15 protein-coding genes are annotated in these 17,797 nt (G+C 66.0%); 11 read left to right on the top strand and 4 right to left on the bottom strand.

Going from position 1 to position 17,797, the window contains the following annotated elements:
- The first annotated feature begins 31 nt into the window (after positions 1 to 31).
- From BJ980_RS13950 to BJ980_RS13965, 4 genes are read left to right on the top strand one after another with little or no spacing between them, the layout of a single operon-like run.
- Positions 32 to 913: an ABC transporter permease subunit gene (locus BJ980_RS13950; RefSeq protein WP_179502850.1), complete on the top strand. Its 882-nt coding sequence runs from the start codon at positions 32 to 34 to the stop codon at positions 911 to 913.
- On the top strand, positions 910 to 2,058 hold the full coding sequence (locus BJ980_RS13955) for a branched-chain amino acid ABC transporter permease (protein ID WP_179502851.1): 1,149 nt from the start codon (positions 910 to 912) through the stop codon (positions 2,056 to 2,058). Before BJ980_RS13950 ends, BJ980_RS13955 begins: the two co-directional genes overlap by 4 nt.
- Complete coding sequence (locus tag BJ980_RS13960; protein ID WP_179503917.1) at positions 2,055 to 2,783, top strand: ABC transporter ATP-binding protein; 729 nt, start codon at positions 2,055 to 2,057, stop codon at positions 2,781 to 2,783. Before BJ980_RS13955 ends, BJ980_RS13960 begins: the two co-directional genes overlap by 4 nt.
- Positions 2,783 to 3,487: an ABC transporter ATP-binding protein gene (locus BJ980_RS13965; RefSeq protein ID WP_179502852.1), complete on the top strand. Its 705-nt coding sequence runs from the start codon at positions 2,783 to 2,785 to the stop codon at positions 3,485 to 3,487. Before BJ980_RS13960 ends, BJ980_RS13965 begins: the two co-directional genes overlap by 1 nt.
- A gap of 78 nt (positions 3,488 to 3,565) precedes the next feature.
- On the opposite strand, the gene BJ980_RS13970 is transcribed toward BJ980_RS13965, so the two are convergent.
- Complete coding sequence (locus tag BJ980_RS13970; RefSeq protein WP_179502853.1) at positions 3,566 to 4,156, bottom strand: TetR/AcrR family transcriptional regulator; 591 nt, start codon at positions 4,154 to 4,156, stop codon at positions 3,566 to 3,568.
- Positions 4,153 to 5,187 carry a CaiB/BaiF CoA transferase family protein gene (locus BJ980_RS13975; protein WP_179502854.1) on the bottom strand — a complete coding sequence of 345 codons (1,035 nt, stop codon included), beginning with the start codon at positions 5,185 to 5,187 and terminating at the stop codon, positions 4,153 to 4,155. The genes BJ980_RS13970 and BJ980_RS13975 overlap by 4 nt, the downstream gene beginning before the upstream one ends.
- Before the next feature lie 142 nt (positions 5,188 to 5,329).
- Here BJ980_RS13975 and BJ980_RS13980 point away from each other — a divergent pair, with 142 nt between their 5' ends.
- Together BJ980_RS13980 and BJ980_RS13985 are read left to right on the top strand one after the other, a co-directional pair.
- The gene (locus BJ980_RS13980; protein WP_179502855.1) at positions 5,330 to 6,922 is read left to right on the top strand and encodes an AMP-binding protein; all 1,593 of its coding nucleotides are present in this window, start codon (positions 5,330 to 5,332) and stop codon (positions 6,920 to 6,922) included.
- Between the two features lie 10 nt (positions 6,923 to 6,932).
- Positions 6,933 to 10,202 (top strand): acetyl-CoA carboxylase family protein, encoded by a 3,270-nt coding sequence (locus BJ980_RS13985; protein WP_179502856.1) that lies wholly within the window; start codon positions 6,933 to 6,935, stop codon positions 10,200 to 10,202.
- 65 nt (positions 10,203 to 10,267) lie between these two features.
- On the opposite strand, the gene BJ980_RS13990 is transcribed toward BJ980_RS13985, so the two are convergent.
- Positions 10,268 to 11,287: an NAD(P)H-dependent flavin oxidoreductase gene (locus BJ980_RS13990; RefSeq protein WP_179502857.1), complete on the bottom strand. Its 1,020-nt coding sequence runs from the start codon at positions 11,285 to 11,287 to the stop codon at positions 10,268 to 10,270.
- 118 nt (positions 11,288 to 11,405) lie between these two features.
- On the opposite strand from BJ980_RS13990, the gene BJ980_RS13995 reads away from it, so the two are divergent.
- From BJ980_RS13995 to BJ980_RS14005, 3 genes are read left to right on the top strand one after another with little or no spacing between them, the layout of a single operon-like run.
- Positions 11,406 to 12,506 (top strand): enolase C-terminal domain-like protein, encoded by a 1,101-nt coding sequence (locus BJ980_RS13995; protein WP_179502858.1) that lies wholly within the window; start codon positions 11,406 to 11,408, stop codon positions 12,504 to 12,506.
- A 1-nt stretch (position 12,507) separates the two neighbouring features.
- Positions 12,508 to 13,395 (top strand): ketopantoate reductase family protein, encoded by an 888-nt coding sequence (locus BJ980_RS14000; RefSeq protein ID WP_179502859.1) that lies wholly within the window; start codon positions 12,508 to 12,510, stop codon positions 13,393 to 13,395.
- Between the two features lie 57 nt (positions 13,396 to 13,452).
- On the top strand, positions 13,453 to 14,034 hold the full coding sequence (locus tag BJ980_RS14005) for a TetR family transcriptional regulator (protein WP_179502860.1): 582 nt from the start codon (positions 13,453 to 13,455) through the stop codon (positions 14,032 to 14,034).
- A 42-nt stretch (positions 14,035 to 14,076) separates the two neighbouring features.
- Here the strand turns inward: BJ980_RS14005 and BJ980_RS14010 are convergent, their stop codons facing one another.
- The gene (locus tag BJ980_RS14010; RefSeq protein WP_179502861.1) at positions 14,077 to 15,183 is read right to left on the bottom strand and encodes a mandelate racemase/muconate lactonizing enzyme family protein; all 1,107 of its coding nucleotides are present in this window, start codon (positions 15,181 to 15,183) and stop codon (positions 14,077 to 14,079) included.
- Positions 15,184 to 15,378: 195 nt separating this feature from the next.
- Here BJ980_RS14010 and BJ980_RS14015 point away from each other — a divergent pair, with 195 nt between their 5' ends.
- Entirely contained in the window at positions 15,379 to 15,996 is a 618-nt protein-coding gene (locus BJ980_RS14015; RefSeq protein ID WP_179502862.1) for a TetR/AcrR family transcriptional regulator, read from the top strand.
- A 160-nt stretch (positions 15,997 to 16,156) separates the two neighbouring features.
- Positions 16,157 to 17,797: an ABC transporter substrate-binding protein gene (locus tag BJ980_RS14020; RefSeq protein WP_179502863.1), complete on the top strand. Its 1,641-nt coding sequence runs from the start codon at positions 16,157 to 16,159 to the stop codon at positions 17,795 to 17,797.

Raw genomic sequence — 17,797 nt, forward strand, 5'->3', positions numbered from 1 at the left:
ACCAAAACCCCGCCACAGCATGGGAGCTGACGTGGACCTCTTTCTCCAACAGTGTGTCAACGGGCTGGTGCTCGGTGGCGCCTACGTCCTGGTCGCGCTGGGCCTCTATCTGATCTTCAGCGCCATGCACATCCCGAACTTCGCTCACGGCGAGATGTTCGCCCTGGGCGCGTTCCTGCAATACATGTTCGTCGCCACCATCGGTCTGCCCTTCTTCGTCGCGATGGTCTGCTCGGTCCTCGTGGTCGGCGCCATCGGGGCCCTGCTCGAGCGGACGGTCTTCCGTCGTCTGCAGAAGATCAGCACGGTCGCGATCCTGGTCGGCTCCCTTGCTCTGGCGATCGTGATCCAGGAGCTCCTCATGCTGATCTGGGGCAAGGACGCCCTGGCAGTCAGGGCTCCGTTCGAGGGCCAGGTGGAGCTCGGACCGGTCGTCATCTCGGCCTACCGCTTCTTCATCATCTGCGCAGTCGTCGTGGTCTCGGTGGTGCTCGGCATCGTCGTGCACAGGACCGTCTATGGCCGTCGGCTCCGCGCCCTGGCCCAGAACCGTGAGGTGGCCAGCCTGACCGGCATCAACACCTCGCTGATCGGAAGCCTCACGTTCGCCGTCGGCTCGGCCCTGGCCGGCCTGGCCGGCGCTCTGCTCGCGCCGACCACCGCGATCCAGCCGCACATGGGCTTCCAGCCGACCCTGATCGCCTTCGTGGTCCTGGTCGTCGTCGGCGCCGGAGGGCGGATGGGCGCGGTCATCGCGGTCGGCTTCCTGATTGCCGTCATCGAGACCCTCGCCGCCGGCTACATCTCCAACACGTCCAGGGGCATCGTCGTCTTCGCCGGCCTCGTGGTCTTCCTCGCCGTCCGCCCCGAGGGCGCCGTCCAGCAGGCATCGAGCACGAAGGTAAGGCTATGAGCACCCCCACCCTGGAGCGTCCGGCCGCGCAGCCCGACGCCACCGCCGCCAGCGGCCGCTGGTCCTGGCTGCGCACCGAGCAGGGCCTGACCCTGCCGATCCGGCTGCTCATCGCGGCCGTGGTCGTCGGCATCGGCTGGACGATCTCGGGCAACGCCACCAGCAGCGACCTGTTCATGCTCACCACCATCGTGGTCTGGGCCCTGGTCGCCACCAGCCTGAACATCATGGTCGGCTTCGTCGGCCAGCTGAACCTCGCCACCGGCTTCTTCTTCGCCCTCGGTGCCTACATCGGAGTCCTCGGCACCGGCAAGTGGGAATGGCCCGGCTGGCTGTCGATGCTCGCCGCGATCGCTCTCTCCGCAGCCCTCGCCGCGATCCTGGGCCTGGTCATCTTCCGCACCAAGGCGCTCTACTTCGCCCTGATCACGTCGGGGATCTCGCTGGTCGCCTACGAGCTCTCGTTCGCGTGGTCGGACCTCACCGGTGGTGCGGCCGGCATCTCGACCGCTGGCCCGCTCTCCGAGGGCGGCATCGCCAGGCCGTTCGATCTGGGCATCGTCTCGCTCGAGGAGCCCGAGGCCTACTTCCGCTTCGGCCTGGTGGCGCTCTGCGTGCTCGTGGTCGCCCTGACCGTCGTCGTACGCCGCCGTGAGGGCGCCTCATGGCGAGCAGTCCGGGAGGACGACGCGCTGGCTGCCTCCATCGGCATCAACGTCGCCCGCCGCAAGCGCGTCGCATTCATCGTCTGCTCCACACTGACCGGTGCGATCGGTGTCTTCTATGGTCACTGGGCCGGCTTCATCACACCCGAGGCGTTCACCTTCGGCGACGCGGCGTTCGCGCCGCTGGCGATGGTGGTCATCGGCGGTGCAGGGACCTTCGCGGGGCCGATCCTGGGTGCGGTGATCGTGGCCGGGTTCCCGGAGCTCTTCCGCGACCTGCGCGACTACTCGCACCTGCTCTATGGCGGGATCCTCCTGCTGGCCATGATGCTCGCCCCCGGTGGGCTGGTCGGCCTGGCCAAGGACGGCGTACGTCGCCTCGCGCGGCGGCGCGGGCAGGAGGGCTCATCGACGCCCGCTCCAGAGGAACCAACGGACCCGGGTGCCCGGCGGGCACCCGCCGGAGAGGATCTCCCATGACCAGCACGACAACCGTGGCCGCACCAGTGCTCTCCACCCACGGGGTGGGAGTGCGGTTCCAGGGACTCAAGGCACTGACCGACGTCACCATCGAGCTCCCCGCGGGGACTGTGACCGGACTGATCGGCCCCAACGGAGCCGGCAAGACCACGCTGGTCAACGTACTCAGCGGGATGATCGCCAACACCGAGGGCGAAGTTCGTCTGCACGGCAAGGCGGTGGCCCGCTGGGGGTTGGGCCGGGCCGCCCGGGCCGGGGTGTCCCGCTCCTTCCAGGCCTCGCGCGTCTTCACCGAGTTCAGCGTCTGGGAGAACGTCCGCCTGGGGCAGATGAACAGCTCCCGCGACGGTGACCCGGCCGAGATCCTCCGCACCGTCGACCTCCTGCACCGCGCCCGGCACCTTGCCGGGGACCTCTCCTTCGGGGAGCTGCGGCGGCTCGGGGTGGCGATCGCGCTGTCGACCTCGCCGGAGGTGCTCCTGCTCGACGAACCCGGTGCCGGACTGACCGGTGGGGACCTGACCCAGCTCCAGACCACCATTCATGCGATCCGCGAGCAGGGCACCACGGTGCTGCTCGTCGACCACAACATGCGGTTCCTGATGAACACCGTCGACCGGGTGATCGTGCTCGAGGGCGGCTGCCTGATCGCACAGGGATCGCCTGCCGAGGTGCAACAGGACCCGGCCGTGATCGCGGCCTACCTGGGAAGCGAGAAGAGCTGATGCTTGACGTGCAGAACCTGACCGTCGGCTATGGCCAGCGGGCGATCCTGAGTGACATCAGCTTCACCGTCGAACCAGGTGAGGTGGTGGCCATCCTCGGCGCGAACGGCGTCGGCAAGAGCACGTTGTTGCGCACGCTCGCGGGCCTCCAGCCCGGCCTGGCCGGCACCGTCGCCCTGGACGGCAGGACGATCACCCGGACCGCCGCGCACAAGCGGGTCGCGCTCGGACTCTGTCTGGTCCCTGAGGGTCAGCAGTCGTTCCCGGCGATGAGTGTGCAGGAGAACCTCTGGCTCGGCGCCTCGCTGCACGCCCGCGGCAGGTCCGAGACCGAGCGCGCCGTGGAGCCGGTGCTCGACCTCTTCCCGAAGCTGGCAGAACGGCGTTCCCAGCTGGCCGGAACGCTCTCCGGCGGCGAGCGGCAGATGCTGGCCATCGGTCGTGCCCTGCTGGCCCGGCCCACGGTGCTGATGCTCGATGAGCCGTCCCACGGTCTGGCCCCGATCATCGTGGAGCAGCTCGGTGAGCGGATCGCGGAGATCGCACGCGAGACCTCGGTGCTGGTGGTCGAGCAGAACCTGGCCGTGCCCGCGCGTGCCGCGACTCGGGTCCTGGTGCTCGACGAGGGGCGGATCACCCGTGAAGGACGCCCTGAGGAGATCCTGCACAACGAGGACGTGATCCACGCCTACCTGGGCGTGTGAACGGCGGCTCGGACGCAACGAAAGGAGGGTACGACGCACCCGGTGCGTCGTACCCTCCTCGCTGTCCAGAGGTGCTGGTCAGGCTTTCAGACCGAGCATGCGCAGGTGGAGCGCGACCAGGTCGTCACCGAGCTCGTCGAACCGGGTCGGGTCCGCGGCGATGAGCTGGGCGAACCGCATGACCAGGCCGTTGACGGCGTCGGCAATCGAGGCCAGCGACGCAGCGGGCGCGGCGCGATCTGCCTTCACCAGCCGGTCCATGAACCGCACGTGAGTGGCGTTGATGCCGCTGTGCAGGGCCTCCCACAGGTCGCTCATCGAGGGATCGCCCAGGCTCTGGTGCTGGATGATCGTGAGCAGGCCGAGGTTGTCGGTGAAGGAACGCAGGTAGTTGAGGTCAGTGAGCCGGATGATCTCATCCGGCGGCAGCTCCTCGGGCACCTTCTGGGCTGAGGCGAACTGTTGCCGCAGTCGCTGCGCGAGCTGACGGAAGATGTCCTCCTTGGAGGAGTAGTAGGCGTAGACCGTGGGGCGAGTGCTGTTGGCCGCCGTGGCGATGTCGGCGATCGTGGCGCGCGCATAGCCCAACTGCGCGAAGACCTGCGCTGCCGAGTTGAGTATGTGCTCGGCGGTCTCCGGGGACGGGCCCTTGAGGGTCGGGGTGCTCATCGTGTCTGGTCCTCCCAGCTGGTCGGGTGGGCGAAGCGCGGTGCCACACCGGCGGTCAGCTCACCATCCTTGTCGATCAGCGAGCCCCTGAAGAGGATATGGGGGTGCCGGGCTGCCTCGTCGAAGTCGAGGACGGGTGTCACGCAGGCGTCGGTGCCGGCGAAGACCTCGGCCCAGTGGTCACGCGCGTGCGCAGCGAAGTGCTCCGCCAGGACCGTGGCCAACTCGGGCCAGGCCTCTCGGTCCATCTGGGCGGGGAGGTCCGCGTCGGAGAGGCCGAGGCCCTGAAGGAGCAATGCATAGAACTGCGGCTCGATCGCGCCGACCGCGACGTGACCGCCGTCGCGGCACTCGTAGGTCCGGTAGAAGGGCGCACCACCGTCGAGGAGGTTAGCCTCCCTGCCGCCCGGTCCCCACGCACCCTGGGTGCGGAGCTCGAGCACCTGCTGGGTGAGCACCGAGGCACCGTCGACCATCGCGGCGTCGACCACCCGACCCCGGCCGGTGGTGGTCCGGGCCCACAGCGCGGAGAGGATCCCCGTGATCAGGAACATGGACCCGCCGCCATAGTCGCCGACGAGGTTGAGCGGCGGGACCGGCCGGTCGGCGGTGCCGATCGCGGCGAGCGCGCCGGTCAGTGACAGGTAGTTGATGTCGTGCCCGGCGGTGTGCGCCAACGGCCCGTCCTGACCCCAGCCGGTCATCCGCGCATAGACCAGGGCCGGGTTGACGGTGAGGCACTCGTCCGGACCGACGCCGAGTCGCTCAGCCACTCCGGGACGGAACCCCTCGATGAGTACGTCGGCCCGGCGCACGCGCTCCAGCAGCTTCTCTCGGCCGGCGTCAGTTTTGAGGTCAAGGGTGACGAAGGTCCGTGCGCGCAGGACGTGGTCGTTGCCCTTGTCCTGATCGCCTGGGCGCACGACCCTGGTGACGGAGGCGCCGAGGTCGGCCAGGATCATCGCGGCGTGCGGGCCGGGCCCGATCCCGGCAAGTTCAACGACGTCAAGGCCGGCGAGCGGGGCGTGCATGGGTCCTCCTGTGAACGCCGGCATGTGCAGGCGAGAAATGTTCGATTGGATAACCTGACGGATTCTACTTTACAGTGATGTAAAGTAGAAAGTAGCGATAGAGCACGTCACCAGACCCCAGCCCGGAGAGGGATTCAGGACAATGCGCGCACTGCCCCCAATATCCGAACGCACGTTCACCCACGCGTTCAAGCGGGCGATGGACGAGGTGCCCGACAAGGCCGCCTACATCGACGCCGATGGTGCCGAGCTGACCTACGCCCAGACGATGGACCGAGCACTGCGTGCCGCCACCGCGTTCGCCGCACTCGGCGTGGAGGAGGAACAGACCGTCGCGTTGATGCTCGACAACTCGGTCGAGTTCATCACCGCCGTCTACGGCCTCGGCCTGACCCGGCGGGTGCAGGTGCCGGTCAACACGGCGTACAAGGGCGACTTCCTGGCGCACATCCTCAATGACTGCGATGCCGAAGTGGTCGTGGTCGAGGCGGAGTACGCCGAGCGCCTCGCCCTGATCGCCGACCAGCTGCCCAAGATCCGGCACGTCGTCGTGCGCGGCGAGGCTCCGCCCTCCCTCGGCCGTTTCGAGACCAGCTCCTTTGCTGCCCTCTTCGACAACCAGCCTGCCGAGCTGGTCGACGCAGCACCCGATGACCTGATGGCGATCATGTACACCTCCGGCACGACGGGTCTCTCCAAGGGCGTCGAGATCAGTCACGCCCACGCCTACTCCTATGCCTCACGTGAGGATGCCGCGCGTCCGGTCGCCGAGGACCGCATCCTCGTGGTTCTTCCGCTCTTCCACCTCGCCGGCCAGTGGTACGGCGCCTACCAGTCGTTGATCGCCCGAGCCACGGCAGTGATCCAGCCCGCCTTCTCGGTCAGCAAGTTCTGGGGCTGGGTCCGCGACTTCAAGATCACCGAGACCGTGATGCTCGGTGCCGTCGCCGAGCTGCTGCAGCAGGCCGAGCCGCGTCCCGACGACGCCGACAACACGCTGTCCTATGCCGTGATGGCGCCGCTGGCCAGCGACCTGGAGACCTTCCGCACGCGGTTCGACGTGCAGCTCGGTGCGGTCTACGGGATGAGCGAGATCGGCGGAGTCATGTTCACCGAGCCCGAGGACGTCGTGCCGGGCGAGGCCGGCATGGCCCGCGATGGCTTCGAGCTGCGCCTGGTCGACAGCGATGGCAACGACGTGCCCAACGGTGCGCACGGTGAACTCCTCGTGCGGCCGGAGGACCCGGCCCTGGTGATGCGCGGCTATCGCGGGCTCCCGGAGAAGACCGCGGAGACCATCGTGGACGGGTGGGTGCACACCGGGGACATCTTCAAGCGAGACGACGAAGGGCACTACTACTTCGTCGACCGCAGCAAGGACGCCCTGCGCCGTCGCGGCGAGAACATCTCGAGCTTCGAGGTGGAGCGGACCGTGAACGCCTATCCGGACATCCTCGAGTGTGCCGTCGTGGCCGCCCCCTCCGACCTGGGTGAGGACGAGATCAAGGCCGTCGTCGTGGTCCGTGAGGGGCACGAGCTCGACTTCATCAAGCTGACCGAGTTCATGGTCGAGCGGATGCCCTACTTCATGGTGCCCCGCTACATCCAGGTGATCGGCGTCCTGCCCAAGACCCCGACCCAGAAGATCCAGAAGCACCTGCTCCGTGACTCCGGTGTGGCCCAGGACGTCTGGGACCGTGAGGCAGCAGGCATCAAGCTCAACCGGCGATCGTAGAAGGAACACCATGTCCACCACCAGGCCCATCACCAAGCTGCTCGTCGCGAACCGCGGTGAGATCGCGGTCCGCATCATCCAGACTGCTGCCGCCCGCGGCATCGAGACGGTCGCCATCGCCCCGACGGACGACCTCGGCTCGGGCCACACCTCGCGTGCGGACCACCTTGTCGAGATCGCCGGCACCGGCCCCGCGGCCTACCTCGACATAGCCCAGGTCGTCGGCGCCGCCACCGCCCAGGGCTGCGACGCGGTGCATCCCGGCTATGGCTTCCTCTCGGAGAGCGCCGAGTTCGCCGAGGCATGTGCCGCCGCCGGACTGGTCTTCGTCGGACCGACCCCGCAGACCCTGCGCGCCTTCGGCGACAAGACCGCCGCTCGCCGGGTTGCCGAGGAGCTGTCGGTGCCGCTGTTGCGCGGGACCACAGGTCCCACCACCCTGAAGCAGGCGACCGACTTCTTCGACGGCCTGGGCGAGGACGCACAGGTGATGGTCAAGGCGATCGCCGGTGGAGGTGGCCGGGGGATGGCCCCGGTCGCCGAACGCAGCGGCCTCGCAACGGCGTACGACCGCTGCTCGTCGGAGGCGAAGAGCGCGTTCGGCAACGGCGACCTCTACGTCGAGGAGTTGCTCGGCGCCGCGCGACACATCGAGGTGCAGATCATCGGCGACGGGCAGGGCGCGGTCTCCCATCTGTGGGACCGGGACTGCAGCGTGCAGCGAAGGCGGCAGAAGATCGTCGAGCTGGCGCCGGCGCAGCTGCCTGCGACCGTCCGCACCGCCCTCCTCGAGAGCGCCGTCCGCATCGGTGAGTCCTTGGACTACCGGGGATTGGGCACCGTCGAGTTCCTGGTCGAGGGGGACCGGTTCGCCTTCCTCGAGGTGAACCCACGCATCCAGGTCGAGCACACGGTCACCGAGGAGATCCTCGGGCTGGACCTCGTCGAGCAGCAGCTGCGGATCGCCGACGGTGCCTCGCTGGGCGAGTTGGGCCTCACCCAGGCCGACATTGCTGAGCCCGGCCGGACCGCGCTGCAGCTGCGAGTCACCACGGACACGCTGACAGCTGACGGATCTGTGGTCTCGGGCTCAGGGACGCTGGTCGCCTTCCAGCCACCCTCGGGACCATCGGTCCGGGTGGACACTCACGCCCACACCGGCATGGTCGGGAACCCGCGCTATGACTCGCTGCTGGCCAAGGTCATCGTCAGCACCCGCAGTGACGACCTGCCCGAGCTGGCAGCACGCGGGAGTCGCGCGCTGCGTGAGTTCGGGCTGGAGGGCGTGAGCACCAACATCCCACTGATCCAGGCGATCCTCGCCCACCCCGAGTTCCTCAAGGGTGCCCCGGACACCAACTTCGTCGAACGGCACCTGGCCGAGCTGCTCGACGCGCCCACTCCGGCGCCGCTGGGCAGGCAGTCTTCGGCGGCCGCAGCGGTGAATTCCTCGGCCTCCGAAGTGCTGATCCCGGACGGCTCGGCCGCGGTGCGGGCCCCCATGGCGGGTGTCGTGGTCTCGGTCGGCGTCGCTGACGGTGACGCGATCGCGCCGGGCGGAACGGTGCTCGTCCTCGAGGCGATGAAGATGGAGCACGTCGTGATCGCCGACGACGGTGGCTCGGTGGACCGGGTGCTGGTCAACGTCGGCGACGTCGTTGACGCGCACCAGGTGCTCGCCGTCGTCGCAGTCTCCGACGACGCGCTCCACGCAGGTGAGGCTGCCGAAGAGCTCGATCTCGACCGGGTACGGCCCGACCTCGCCGAGCTGCTCGAGCGGAAGCGGGTGACCACCGACGAGGCACGGCCCGACGCGGTGGCCAAGCGGCGCAAGGCAGGACGACGTACTGCACGGGAGAACGTCGCCGACCTGTGCGACGACGGAAGCTTCGTCGAGTACGGCGGCCTCCTGCTCGCCGCCCAGCGTCAGCGCCGGACCCTGGACCACCTGGTCGAGAAAACGCCGGCCGACGGTCTGGTCGGTGGCGTCGGAACCGTGTCCGGCCACCAGATGGTGGTGATGTCCTACGACTACACCGTCATGGCCGGAACGCAGGGCTTCTTCAACCACGCGAAGATGCGCCGTCTCTTCGAGCTCGCCCACAAGCAGAAGCTTCCTGTGGTGATGTTCGTCGAGGGCGGCGGCGGTCGCCCCGGGGACACGGACATGGCCGCCATCGCGCAGCTGGACGAGACGACCTTCTCTCTGGTAGCGCAGTTGTCCGGCAAGGTGCCGCTGGTGGCGATCGCGGCCGGACGGACCTTCGCCGGCAACGCGGCGCTGGCGTCGGTGGCGGACCTGATCATCGCGACTCGAGATGCCAACCTCGGCATGGGTGGCCCGGCGATGATCGAAGGCGGAGGCCTGGGTGTCTACGCACCCGAGGAGGTCGGACCGATCGAGGTGCAGGTCCCCAACGGTGTGATCGACGTGCTGACCCGTGATGAAGCGGAGGCAGTGCAGGTCGCGCAGACCTATCTGCTGCACCTGCTCGAGCGGAACCAGGAAGCGTTCGAAGAGCACGACGTACGCCTGCTGCGGCACGTGATTCCCGAAAACCGCCTGCGTGCCTACGACGTCCGCGACGCGGTGCGTCTCGTCGCCGACGTGGACAGCGTGCTGGAGCTTCGCCCTGAATACGGCCACGGCATCATCACCGCCCTGGTTCGGGTGCGAGGTCGGGCCGTGGGTCTGCTCGCCAACAACCCGCACCACCTGGGCGGCGCCATCGATTCACCTGCCGCGGAGAAGGCAGCCAGGTTCCTGCAGCTGTGCAACGCACACGGGCTGCCCGTCTTGTCGCTGGTCGACACCCCAGGCTTCATGGTGGGTCCCGACGCCGAGAAGTCCGGATCGGTGCGTCGCTTCGGACGACTCTTCCTGGCGGGGGCGAACCTGAGTGTTCCGGTGGTCGCAGTGGTGCTGCGCAAGGGTTACGGCCTCGGTGCGATGGCGATGACCGGTGGCGATCTGAAAGCGCCGCTGGCCACCCTGTCGTGGCCGACGGGTGAGTTCGGCGGGATGGGGTTGGAGGGCGCGGTTCGCCTTGCCTACAAGGCAGAACTCGAGGCGATCACCGACCTGGACGAGCGGCAGGCGCGCTATCAGTCGCTTGTCGACGAGCTCTATCAGCGGGGCAAGGCGCTCAACATTGCCACTGTGCATGAGGTGGACGACGTGATCGACCCGAGCGAGACGCGCGCGATCGTGTCTGCGCTGTTCGCGACGAGTTCCGGTGAGCTCCGCTCGGGCGAACGTGGGTTCATCGACTCCTGGTGACATGCGAAGAACTCGGCGGGGCCCACTCACCAGGTGAGTGGGCCCCGCCGAGTTCTCGTTAAGGATCAGGCAACGACGTTGGACAGGCGCCCGCGGATCAACTCAACTGCCTCTCCGACCATCCTGCTGATCAGTTCGTCGCAGGTCGGGATGTCGTGGATCAAGCCCTGGACCATCCCGACGCTCCACACACCGGCCTCGGGGTCGCCGGTCTCATAGACGGTGCGGCCGCGGATCCCGTTGACCAGGTGTTGCACGTCGGGGAACTGGCCGCCCTGGTTGAGGATCTCGACAGCTTCGCGTGCGACAGCGTTGCTGTGCACGCGCGAGGTGTTGCGAAGCGGCCGGAAGAGGAGCTCGGTGTCGCGCTCGGTGGCGGCGACGATGGCTTCCTTGATGTTGTGGTGGATCGGTGCCTCCTGGGTGCAGAGGAACCGGGTGCCCATGTTGACCGCCTCGGCGCCGAGGGCCAACGCGGCGGCCAAGCCGCGGCCGTCGGCGAAACCCCCGGCCGCGACCACCGGGATCTCGAGCTGGTCCACGGCCGACGGGATCAGGATCAGGCCGGGTACGTCGTCCTCTCCCGGGTGGCCGGCGCACTCGAAGCCGTCGATGCTGACCGCGGTCACGCCGACGTCCTGTGCCTTGAGGGCATGCCGGACGCTGGTGCACTTGTGGATGATCTTCACGCCGTGGTCGTGGAAGAAGTCCATGTAGGGACCGGGGTTGGCTCCGGCAGTCTCGATGATGCGAACTCCTGCGTCCACGATGGTCTCGCGCAATTCGTCGTGGTTCACCGTGCGCATCGACGGCAGGATCGTGAGGTTCACGCCGAACGGCTTGTCGGTGTTCGCCTGCACCTTCTCGATCTCGGCGCGCAGTGCTGCCGCGTCGGGGAAGGTCAGTGCGGTGAGCATCCCCAGGCCGCCGGCCTCGGCGACTGCGGTGACCAGCTCGGCCTTGCCGACCCACTGCATGCCGCCCTGCAAGATCGGGTGCTCGACACCGAACGTCTCGGTGAATCGGGTGTGCAGGCGAGAGTGCGTGGACATGACGGCCAACTTTCGGGGATGCAACAGAGGCATGGAGAGCGATGCGCTCCATCATGATCCAAATCGATATTGACGTCAATGTCAAGTTCTCGTACGGTGAGCGTGAGCCCGGCCACACCTATGCCGGACCCATTCGACAGAGGAGAAGGCAATGCGCATTACTGACCTCAAGATCCGGGTTGTCGAGCCTCCGGAGTTCACCTTCCAGTGGCGCGAGGACATCCCGCCGGTGCAGCTCACCATGACGGTCTTCGAAATCGAGACCGATGCGGGCATCACCGGTGTCTCGTCCTCGTGGCTCCCGGGGGCGCCGCGTGAGATCGGTGAGTCAGCGGACCACTTCTTCCGTCCGCTGCTGATCGGTGCAGACCCGTTGCAGAGGGAGAAGATCTGGCAGGAACTGATGGCGTTCAGTCGTTACATGATCGCTCCGAAGGCAGCCAGCAACATCGACATCGCTCTCTGGGACATTGCCGGCAAGGCAGCCAACATGCCGGTCCACCAGTTGCTGGGCGGCTACCGCGACAAGGTCCCCACCTACATCACCACCGAGACCCAGAAGGAGACGGCGGACTACGCCACGCTGGCCCTCGAGGCCAAGGCCGCAGGAATGCATGCAGTGAAGCTCCACGCCGCCGCGACTCCGGACAAGGACATTGCCGCATGTCGCGCAGTGCGCGAGGCAGTCGGTCCTGACTACACGCTGATGCTCGACGCTACGAGTGCATACGACTTCCAGGACGCGGTCCGGGTCGGTCGAGTCCTTGAGGAGCTGAACTTCCACTGGTACGAGGACCCGATTCGTGACGACGACGTGGCTGGCTTCCGCCGACTGTGCGAGGTTCTCGACGTCCCTGTCTTCATGGGGGAGTCGACTGCTCGCGGACCGTGGACCTACGCCAACTACTTGAACCAAGGCGCGGCTGATGGTCTGCGCGCCGTTGGTGACATCGTCGGTGGCATCACCGGCCTCCGTAAGATTGGTGCCCTCGCCGAACTGCACAACCGCAGGCTCGAACCGCATTCCTACGGATCGACTTTGGTCCAGGCTGCCCACCTGCACTACATCCTGTCGGCCAAGAACTGCGAGTTCTTCGAGCTGCCCTTCCCGCGCGGAGCCCTGGACTTCGGCATGAAGACGGTGATCGAGATCGACTCCGAGGGGTATGCGCTGGCGCCGACCGGTCCCGGCCTCGGGTACGAGGTCGACTGGGACGTGCTCGACGACGCGACGATCCAGGTCTACAACTGAGATGCGGGTCCTGGTCGTCGGTGCCGGCGCCATCGGGGGGCTCATCGCGGCGGAGTTTGCCCTCGCGGGTGGGCACGAGGTCTCCCTTGCCGTACGTCGCCCCGTGCCCGGCCTCGTCCTCGAAGAGGCTGGGGTCGAGCGGGTCGCACCGGTCACTCTCGTCCAGGACCCTGCTCTCGTGGCGCCGGCGGATGTCGTCGTCGTTGCGACCAAGGCGTACGACGTCGATGGGATAGGGCCGTGGCTGGTCAATGCCCTGACGGATTCGACGGACGTGGTCGTTGCCCAGAACGGGATCGAGCACGCAGAACGCATGGCCGGCCATGTGTCAGCCGATCGCGTCATCCCTGCCATCGTCAAGCACGCGGTCGAGCGACGCGCTGCCGGGCACATCGAGCGAACCAGTCATGGTGACATCAAGGTGCCCGACACCGCGGGCGGCCGGCGGTTCGCCGAAGCGGGTCGCGGCACCACGCTCGGAATCACGGTCGTCGAGGACTTCGAGACAGCCCTGTGGATCAAGCTTGCCTACAATCTGTCAGGAAACTCCGTCTCCACGATCACGGATCTTCGCGTCCGCGAACTCGGGGTCCGGGCGCCGCTCCAAGAACTCATACGTCATCTGGTCGCCGAGTGCACCGAAATTGCGGCTGGGCGCGGAGTAGCCCTGCCTCCCGACCTGGCAACAACGATCGTCGATGAGTTCGCGGCGTACCCCGATTCCATCCACTCCTCCATGTGGCAGGATCTGCGGGCGGGGCGACCTTTCGAGCACGATGCCATCAGCGGTGCCGTGGTCAGGGCCGCGGCTGCTCAAGGCAAGCAGGCGCCCTTCTCGGAGATGGCAACGCTCCTCTTAGGTGCGATTTCGCCAGTCAGGCATGGTTAGGAGAGAACAATGCGGGGGCCCACCGAACCACAACAGGCCAGGCGAGTCGCCGGGCCCGTGACTGATCGAGGAGCCGCCCGGAAGGATACCCTGCTGAAAGCCGCCCGAAGGGTCTTCGAGACCAAAGGGTTCATCGAGACGCGGGTTGCGGACATCGTCAAGCAGGCGAAGGTCTCACACGGCACGTTCTACACCTACTTCGAGACCAAGGATGCAATCTTCGAAGCAGTCAGCCGCCAGGTGATCGACGAAATGGTCGCAGGGATGGCGACCCCCGTCCCAACCAAGGGCGTCGATGAGCGTGTGCACGACTCCATCGAGCGTTTCGTGTACGCCTATCGACCGCACGCCACGATGATCGGGCTAATGGAACAAGTGGGGACGTTCTCGCCGGAGTTGCGAGACCTGCGCCTCGAGGTCCGGAACACCTTCGTGGAGCGCACACGTCGCGGCATCGACCGTCTGAAGGGCGAAGGTCGCACAGATCCGGAGTTGGATGTCGAGTACACCGCCGAAACCCTCGGGGCAATGCTGGAGTACACCTGTTACATCTGGTTCTGTCTCGACCACCCCTTCGAAGAAGAGCGACTGATCGACACCCTGGCCCATATCTGGTCTAGGGCCTTGGCGCCCCGCTAGGCGGTGCACCCCGAGTGGCGCACCGCCCAAGCGCATCGGGTGTCAGTTCCAGGTCTTGTGGACTTCTGTCGCGTTGTCGACGGCATCCCAGTCGACCTCATAGCCCAGACCGGGCTTCGTGGGAGCCTGGACGCGGCCATCCGGTCCAACCGTGATGACGTCCTTCATTCCGAAGTCGAGCATGCCGCCGGGAACTGCCTGTTCGTAGTACTCCGAGTTGGGAGCGGAGAGCATGAAGTGCAGGTGGGCAGCCTGGACGAGCGTGGGACCGTATGAGTGGGTCTCGATCTGGCGATTGAAGGCCTCGCACATGGCACCGACCTTGCGCAGCCCGGTGATGCCACCCATGGCGTCCCCGATGGTCCGGATGATGTCGCCAGCGTCGTTGCGCAGGAGATTCGCGTAGTCCCAGATCCCGCGGACCAGGGACTCGCCGGCCGCAATGGGAGTGCTCAGTTCTGCGGTCAGACGACGCAGACCAGCGATGTCCTCGTCCCGGATCGGGGCTTCGTACCAATAGAAGTCGAGTTCGTCGAGGACACGCCCCACGCGCATGGCGCCGTTGAAGTCATAGTGGTTCACCGGATCGATCATCAGGCGGATGTCGGGACCGACGTGCTCGCGCACGGCCCTGACCAAGTCGATGTCCTTGTCGGGCACGCCGAACGGATGCAGCTTGTAGGCCTGATAGCCCAAGGCGATCGACTCGTCCGCAAGCCTCAGGTAGGACTCGATGTCGTTGTAGTGCGTCGTCGAGGCATATGCGGGCTTGCTGTCCTGGTGGCCGCCGAGGTACTTGTACAGCGGCAGGTCTGCCGCCTTCGCGGCCAGGTCCCAGAGGGCCGTGTCGACGGCGCTGGTGGCCTTCGTGCCCATCGTGTTGTTGATCGTGGCCGTCATTTCCTGCCAGATCGCCTCGCGGTCCAACGGATCGCGGCCGATCAGGTTGTGACGAAAGAAGAGCTCCACCATCTCGCCGACCTCCGAGTGCGAGCCCGGGAGCCATGCGGTGGCGTGTCCCTCCACTCCGACATCGGTTTTGACGCGGATGAAGGTCAGTGCGATCGGGACGACTGGCTGCTTCTCGCCCCACTTGAAGCTGTAGCCATCTGGTCGCACCAGGTAGGTCTCTACCTCTGTGATTCGCATTTCTTGCGGCTCCTGTCGCGCGCTCGTACATGTCGGATGTACTCGCACTATCGAGTGAAGTTGACGTCAATGTCAATGCATCTGGAGATCAACTTGAGTTTGATGTCAAAAGATTTCTGAAACCCTTGACGAGTGACTCGACTCACTGTCTACTTGCCTGGACAGTGTGTCTAGCAAGATGGACGGGGTATCCAGATGAACCAAGAATCCAGGGTTCGGCCCTCGCTCCAGGACGAGCGTCGGGAGCTGGTCAGGCGGCGCCTCGAGGAGGGGGCGATCGATGTCTTTGCCGAGCGTGGTTACGCCTCCGCATCCATCGACCAGGTCGCCAAGGCGGCGGGACTCAGTCGTGCCACGTTCTATCTCCACTTCGCCAATAAGGCGGAACTGGCCATCGGCCTCTGGGGTGACCTCCGGGTCCAGCTGGTCGCGTTGTACGACGAGTTGGGCGCCGCGACCGCTATCGACGAGGCAGTCCTGGAGAAGTGGCTGGACGCGTCGTTCGATTTCTATGCCGACAACAAGACGGCGCTCCTCGCTGTCCATGAAGCGATTGCCCTCGAGGCCGAAGTTGCCGAGATGTACCGACGGCGTATGGGTGAGGTGACGTCAAAGGTCGGGCCCCTGATCATGCGCGCGCTCGGCGTCTCGAAGGAGAATGCCGAACTCCGCGCTGCGTTGATCACCATGCAGCACGAGCGGTTCTCCCACTTCTGGCTGCTTCGTGGCATGCCGTTCGATCGAACGATGGCCCGAGAAGTCCTGGCTCAACTGTGGGCGCAGCAGATGGGGTTCGGCCCCACCGAAACCTGATCGCATGAACCTCTTGACACCGGTGGTGTCGGGAATCACAATCTGACATGAGTATCAACTTGATGTGAATGTCAATAACGAGTTGCTCGGGTCAACTTCACGGTCAAGCACCGCGCACGTCGGACCCCCGGCGTCCGGCACCTGGAAAAAGGAGAAGGCAGTGTCCAAATCACTACTCGGGACGCACCGCGCGGTGAGCGCCAGTCGTTCCCTGCGCCATCACCAACGAGGCATCCGCGCGGTGACGGGGGCTGCCGCGCTCGCCCTCGTGCTGGCCGCCTGTGGTGGCGGAGGGGGTGACCCAGTCGATGAACTGGGCGAGGGAGACATCCCTGAGGTCGCCAAGAACCAGAGCATCACCGTCGGGGTCGCCACGCTCCAGCAGCAGTACGCCGACCCGGTGCTCGCAAACGAGGGCGGAAACACCTACCCGATCAAGTGGTCTGTCGGTGAACCCTTGGTCCGTCAGGACCTGGACGCCTCTTTCGTCCCCGGTCTCGCGACCGAGTGGGAGGTGAGCGAGGACGGAAAGACCTGGACGTTCAAGCTCCGTGAGGGCGTCAAGATGCACGATGGGTCCGACTTCGACGCCGAGGACGTCAAGGTCTCCATCGAGCGGGTCAGTGACCCCGAGTTCACGTCGTACGCGACGTTTGCTGAGCGGGTCGACAAGGTTGAAGTCATCGACCCCCTGACAGTTGCGGTCACGTCGAAGGAGCCCTACGCGACGCTCCCGATGGACGTGCCGGCGCCGATCGCCAGTGACTACTTCGCGAAGGTGGGGGAGAAGGAGTTCCGCAAGGCCCCCGTTGCCGCTGGTCCGTTCAAGTTCGTGTCGCAGAAGTTCAACGACTCAATGACCCTGGAGAGCTTCAAGGACTTCTGGGACAAGGAGCGGATCTCCAACTTCAAGACGCTGACCCTCAAGATCATCCCGGACGAGAGCAGCCGGGTTGCCGGCCTCCAGACCGGTCAGATCGACATTGCACAGGGCATCTCTCCCAACAGTGCGTCGCAGCTCGAGGGCGACGAGAGCATCCGGCTGATCAAGGGAGAGGCGGCCTCGCAGGGTCACGTTCTCTTCATGGACAACTACTTCCCCGAGGACTCTCCGCTCAAGGACCCGAACGTCCGCAAGGCACTGACGTTGGCCGTCGATCGTCAGAGCATCGCCGACTCGCTGTACAAGGGCTTCGGCTCGGTTCCTGCGAACAACACGTTCCCGGTGACTCTCGGCAACGATCCGTCACTGAAGGCACTTCCCTACGACCCAGCAGAAGCCAAGAAGTTATTGGCTGACGCCGGTGAGTCCGACCTGTCCTTCACGTTGACTCTTTACAACACCACGACTGCAGTGACCGACGTCCAGAAGATGGCTGAGGCCGTTGTCGGCTACTGGAAGGAGATCGGGGTCAACGTCAAGCTCGATGTCCAGGACCCCGCGACCTACCTCGACTCAGTGGTCAAGCACCAGCTCAAGGGCGCGATCGTCCTCGGCATGCCGGGGCTGCTGATGGCAGACCCGCAGAACTACCAGATCTTCTTCGGCTCCGATGGTGGCTACACCACGGTGAAGGACCCGAAGCTGGACACGATGTTTGCGGACATGGCGAAGGCGCTGGACCCGGCTGAAAAGGAGGCCGTGGCCAAGGAGATGGGCAAGTACCTCTACGACCAGTCCTACTCCCTGCCCGTCATCTCCCTGGATGCGGTCTATGCGGTCGGACCCAAGATTGCCGACTTCAAGCTGATGAGCGGCAACCCCTACGCCGGACCGTTCTGGTCCTTGCGGGCGAAGTAA

This window comes from Nocardioides daedukensis (assembly GCF_013408415.1).
GTDB classification, from domain to species: Bacteria; Actinomycetota; Actinomycetes; order Propionibacteriales; family Nocardioidaceae; genus Nocardioides; species Nocardioides daedukensis.

Excerpts from the sequence above, each read along its gene's own strand:
- BJ980_RS13960 (WP_179503917.1), top strand. The coding sequence starts at position 2,055 with ATGACCAGCACGACAACCGTGGCCGCACCAGTGCTCTCCACCCACGGG.
- BJ980_RS13985 (WP_179502856.1), top strand. The coding sequence starts at position 6,933 with ATGTCCACCACCAGGCCCATCACCAAGCTGCTCGTCGCGAACCGCGGT.
- BJ980_RS14015 (WP_179502862.1), top strand. The coding sequence starts at position 15,379 with ATGAACCAAGAATCCAGGGTTCGGCCCTCGCTCCAGGACGAGCGTCGG.
- BJ980_RS13970 (WP_179502853.1), bottom strand. The coding sequence starts at position 4,156 with ATGAGCACCCCGACCCTCAAGGGCCCGTCCCCGGAGACCGCCGAGCAC.
- BJ980_RS13975 (WP_179502854.1), bottom strand. The coding sequence starts at position 5,187 with ATGCACGCCCCGCTCGCCGGCCTTGACGTCGTTGAACTTGCCGGGATC.
- BJ980_RS14010 (WP_179502861.1), bottom strand. The coding sequence starts at position 15,183 with ATGCGAATCACAGAGGTAGAGACCTACCTGGTGCGACCAGATGGCTAC.
- BJ980_RS14000 (WP_179502859.1), top strand. The coding sequence starts at position 12,508 with ATGCGGGTCCTGGTCGTCGGTGCCGGCGCCATCGGGGGGCTCATCGCG.
- BJ980_RS13965 (WP_179502852.1), top strand. The coding sequence starts at position 2,783 with ATGCTTGACGTGCAGAACCTGACCGTCGGCTATGGCCAGCGGGCGATC.
- BJ980_RS13955 (WP_179502851.1), top strand. The coding sequence starts at position 910 with ATGAGCACCCCCACCCTGGAGCGTCCGGCCGCGCAGCCCGACGCCACC.
- BJ980_RS13990 (WP_179502857.1), bottom strand. The coding sequence starts at position 11,287 with ATGCCTCTGTTGCATCCCCGAAAGTTGGCCGTCATGTCCACGCACTCT.
- BJ980_RS13980 (WP_179502855.1), top strand. The coding sequence starts at position 5,330 with ATGCGCGCACTGCCCCCAATATCCGAACGCACGTTCACCCACGCGTTC.
- BJ980_RS13995 (WP_179502858.1), top strand. The coding sequence starts at position 11,406 with ATGCGCATTACTGACCTCAAGATCCGGGTTGTCGAGCCTCCGGAGTTC.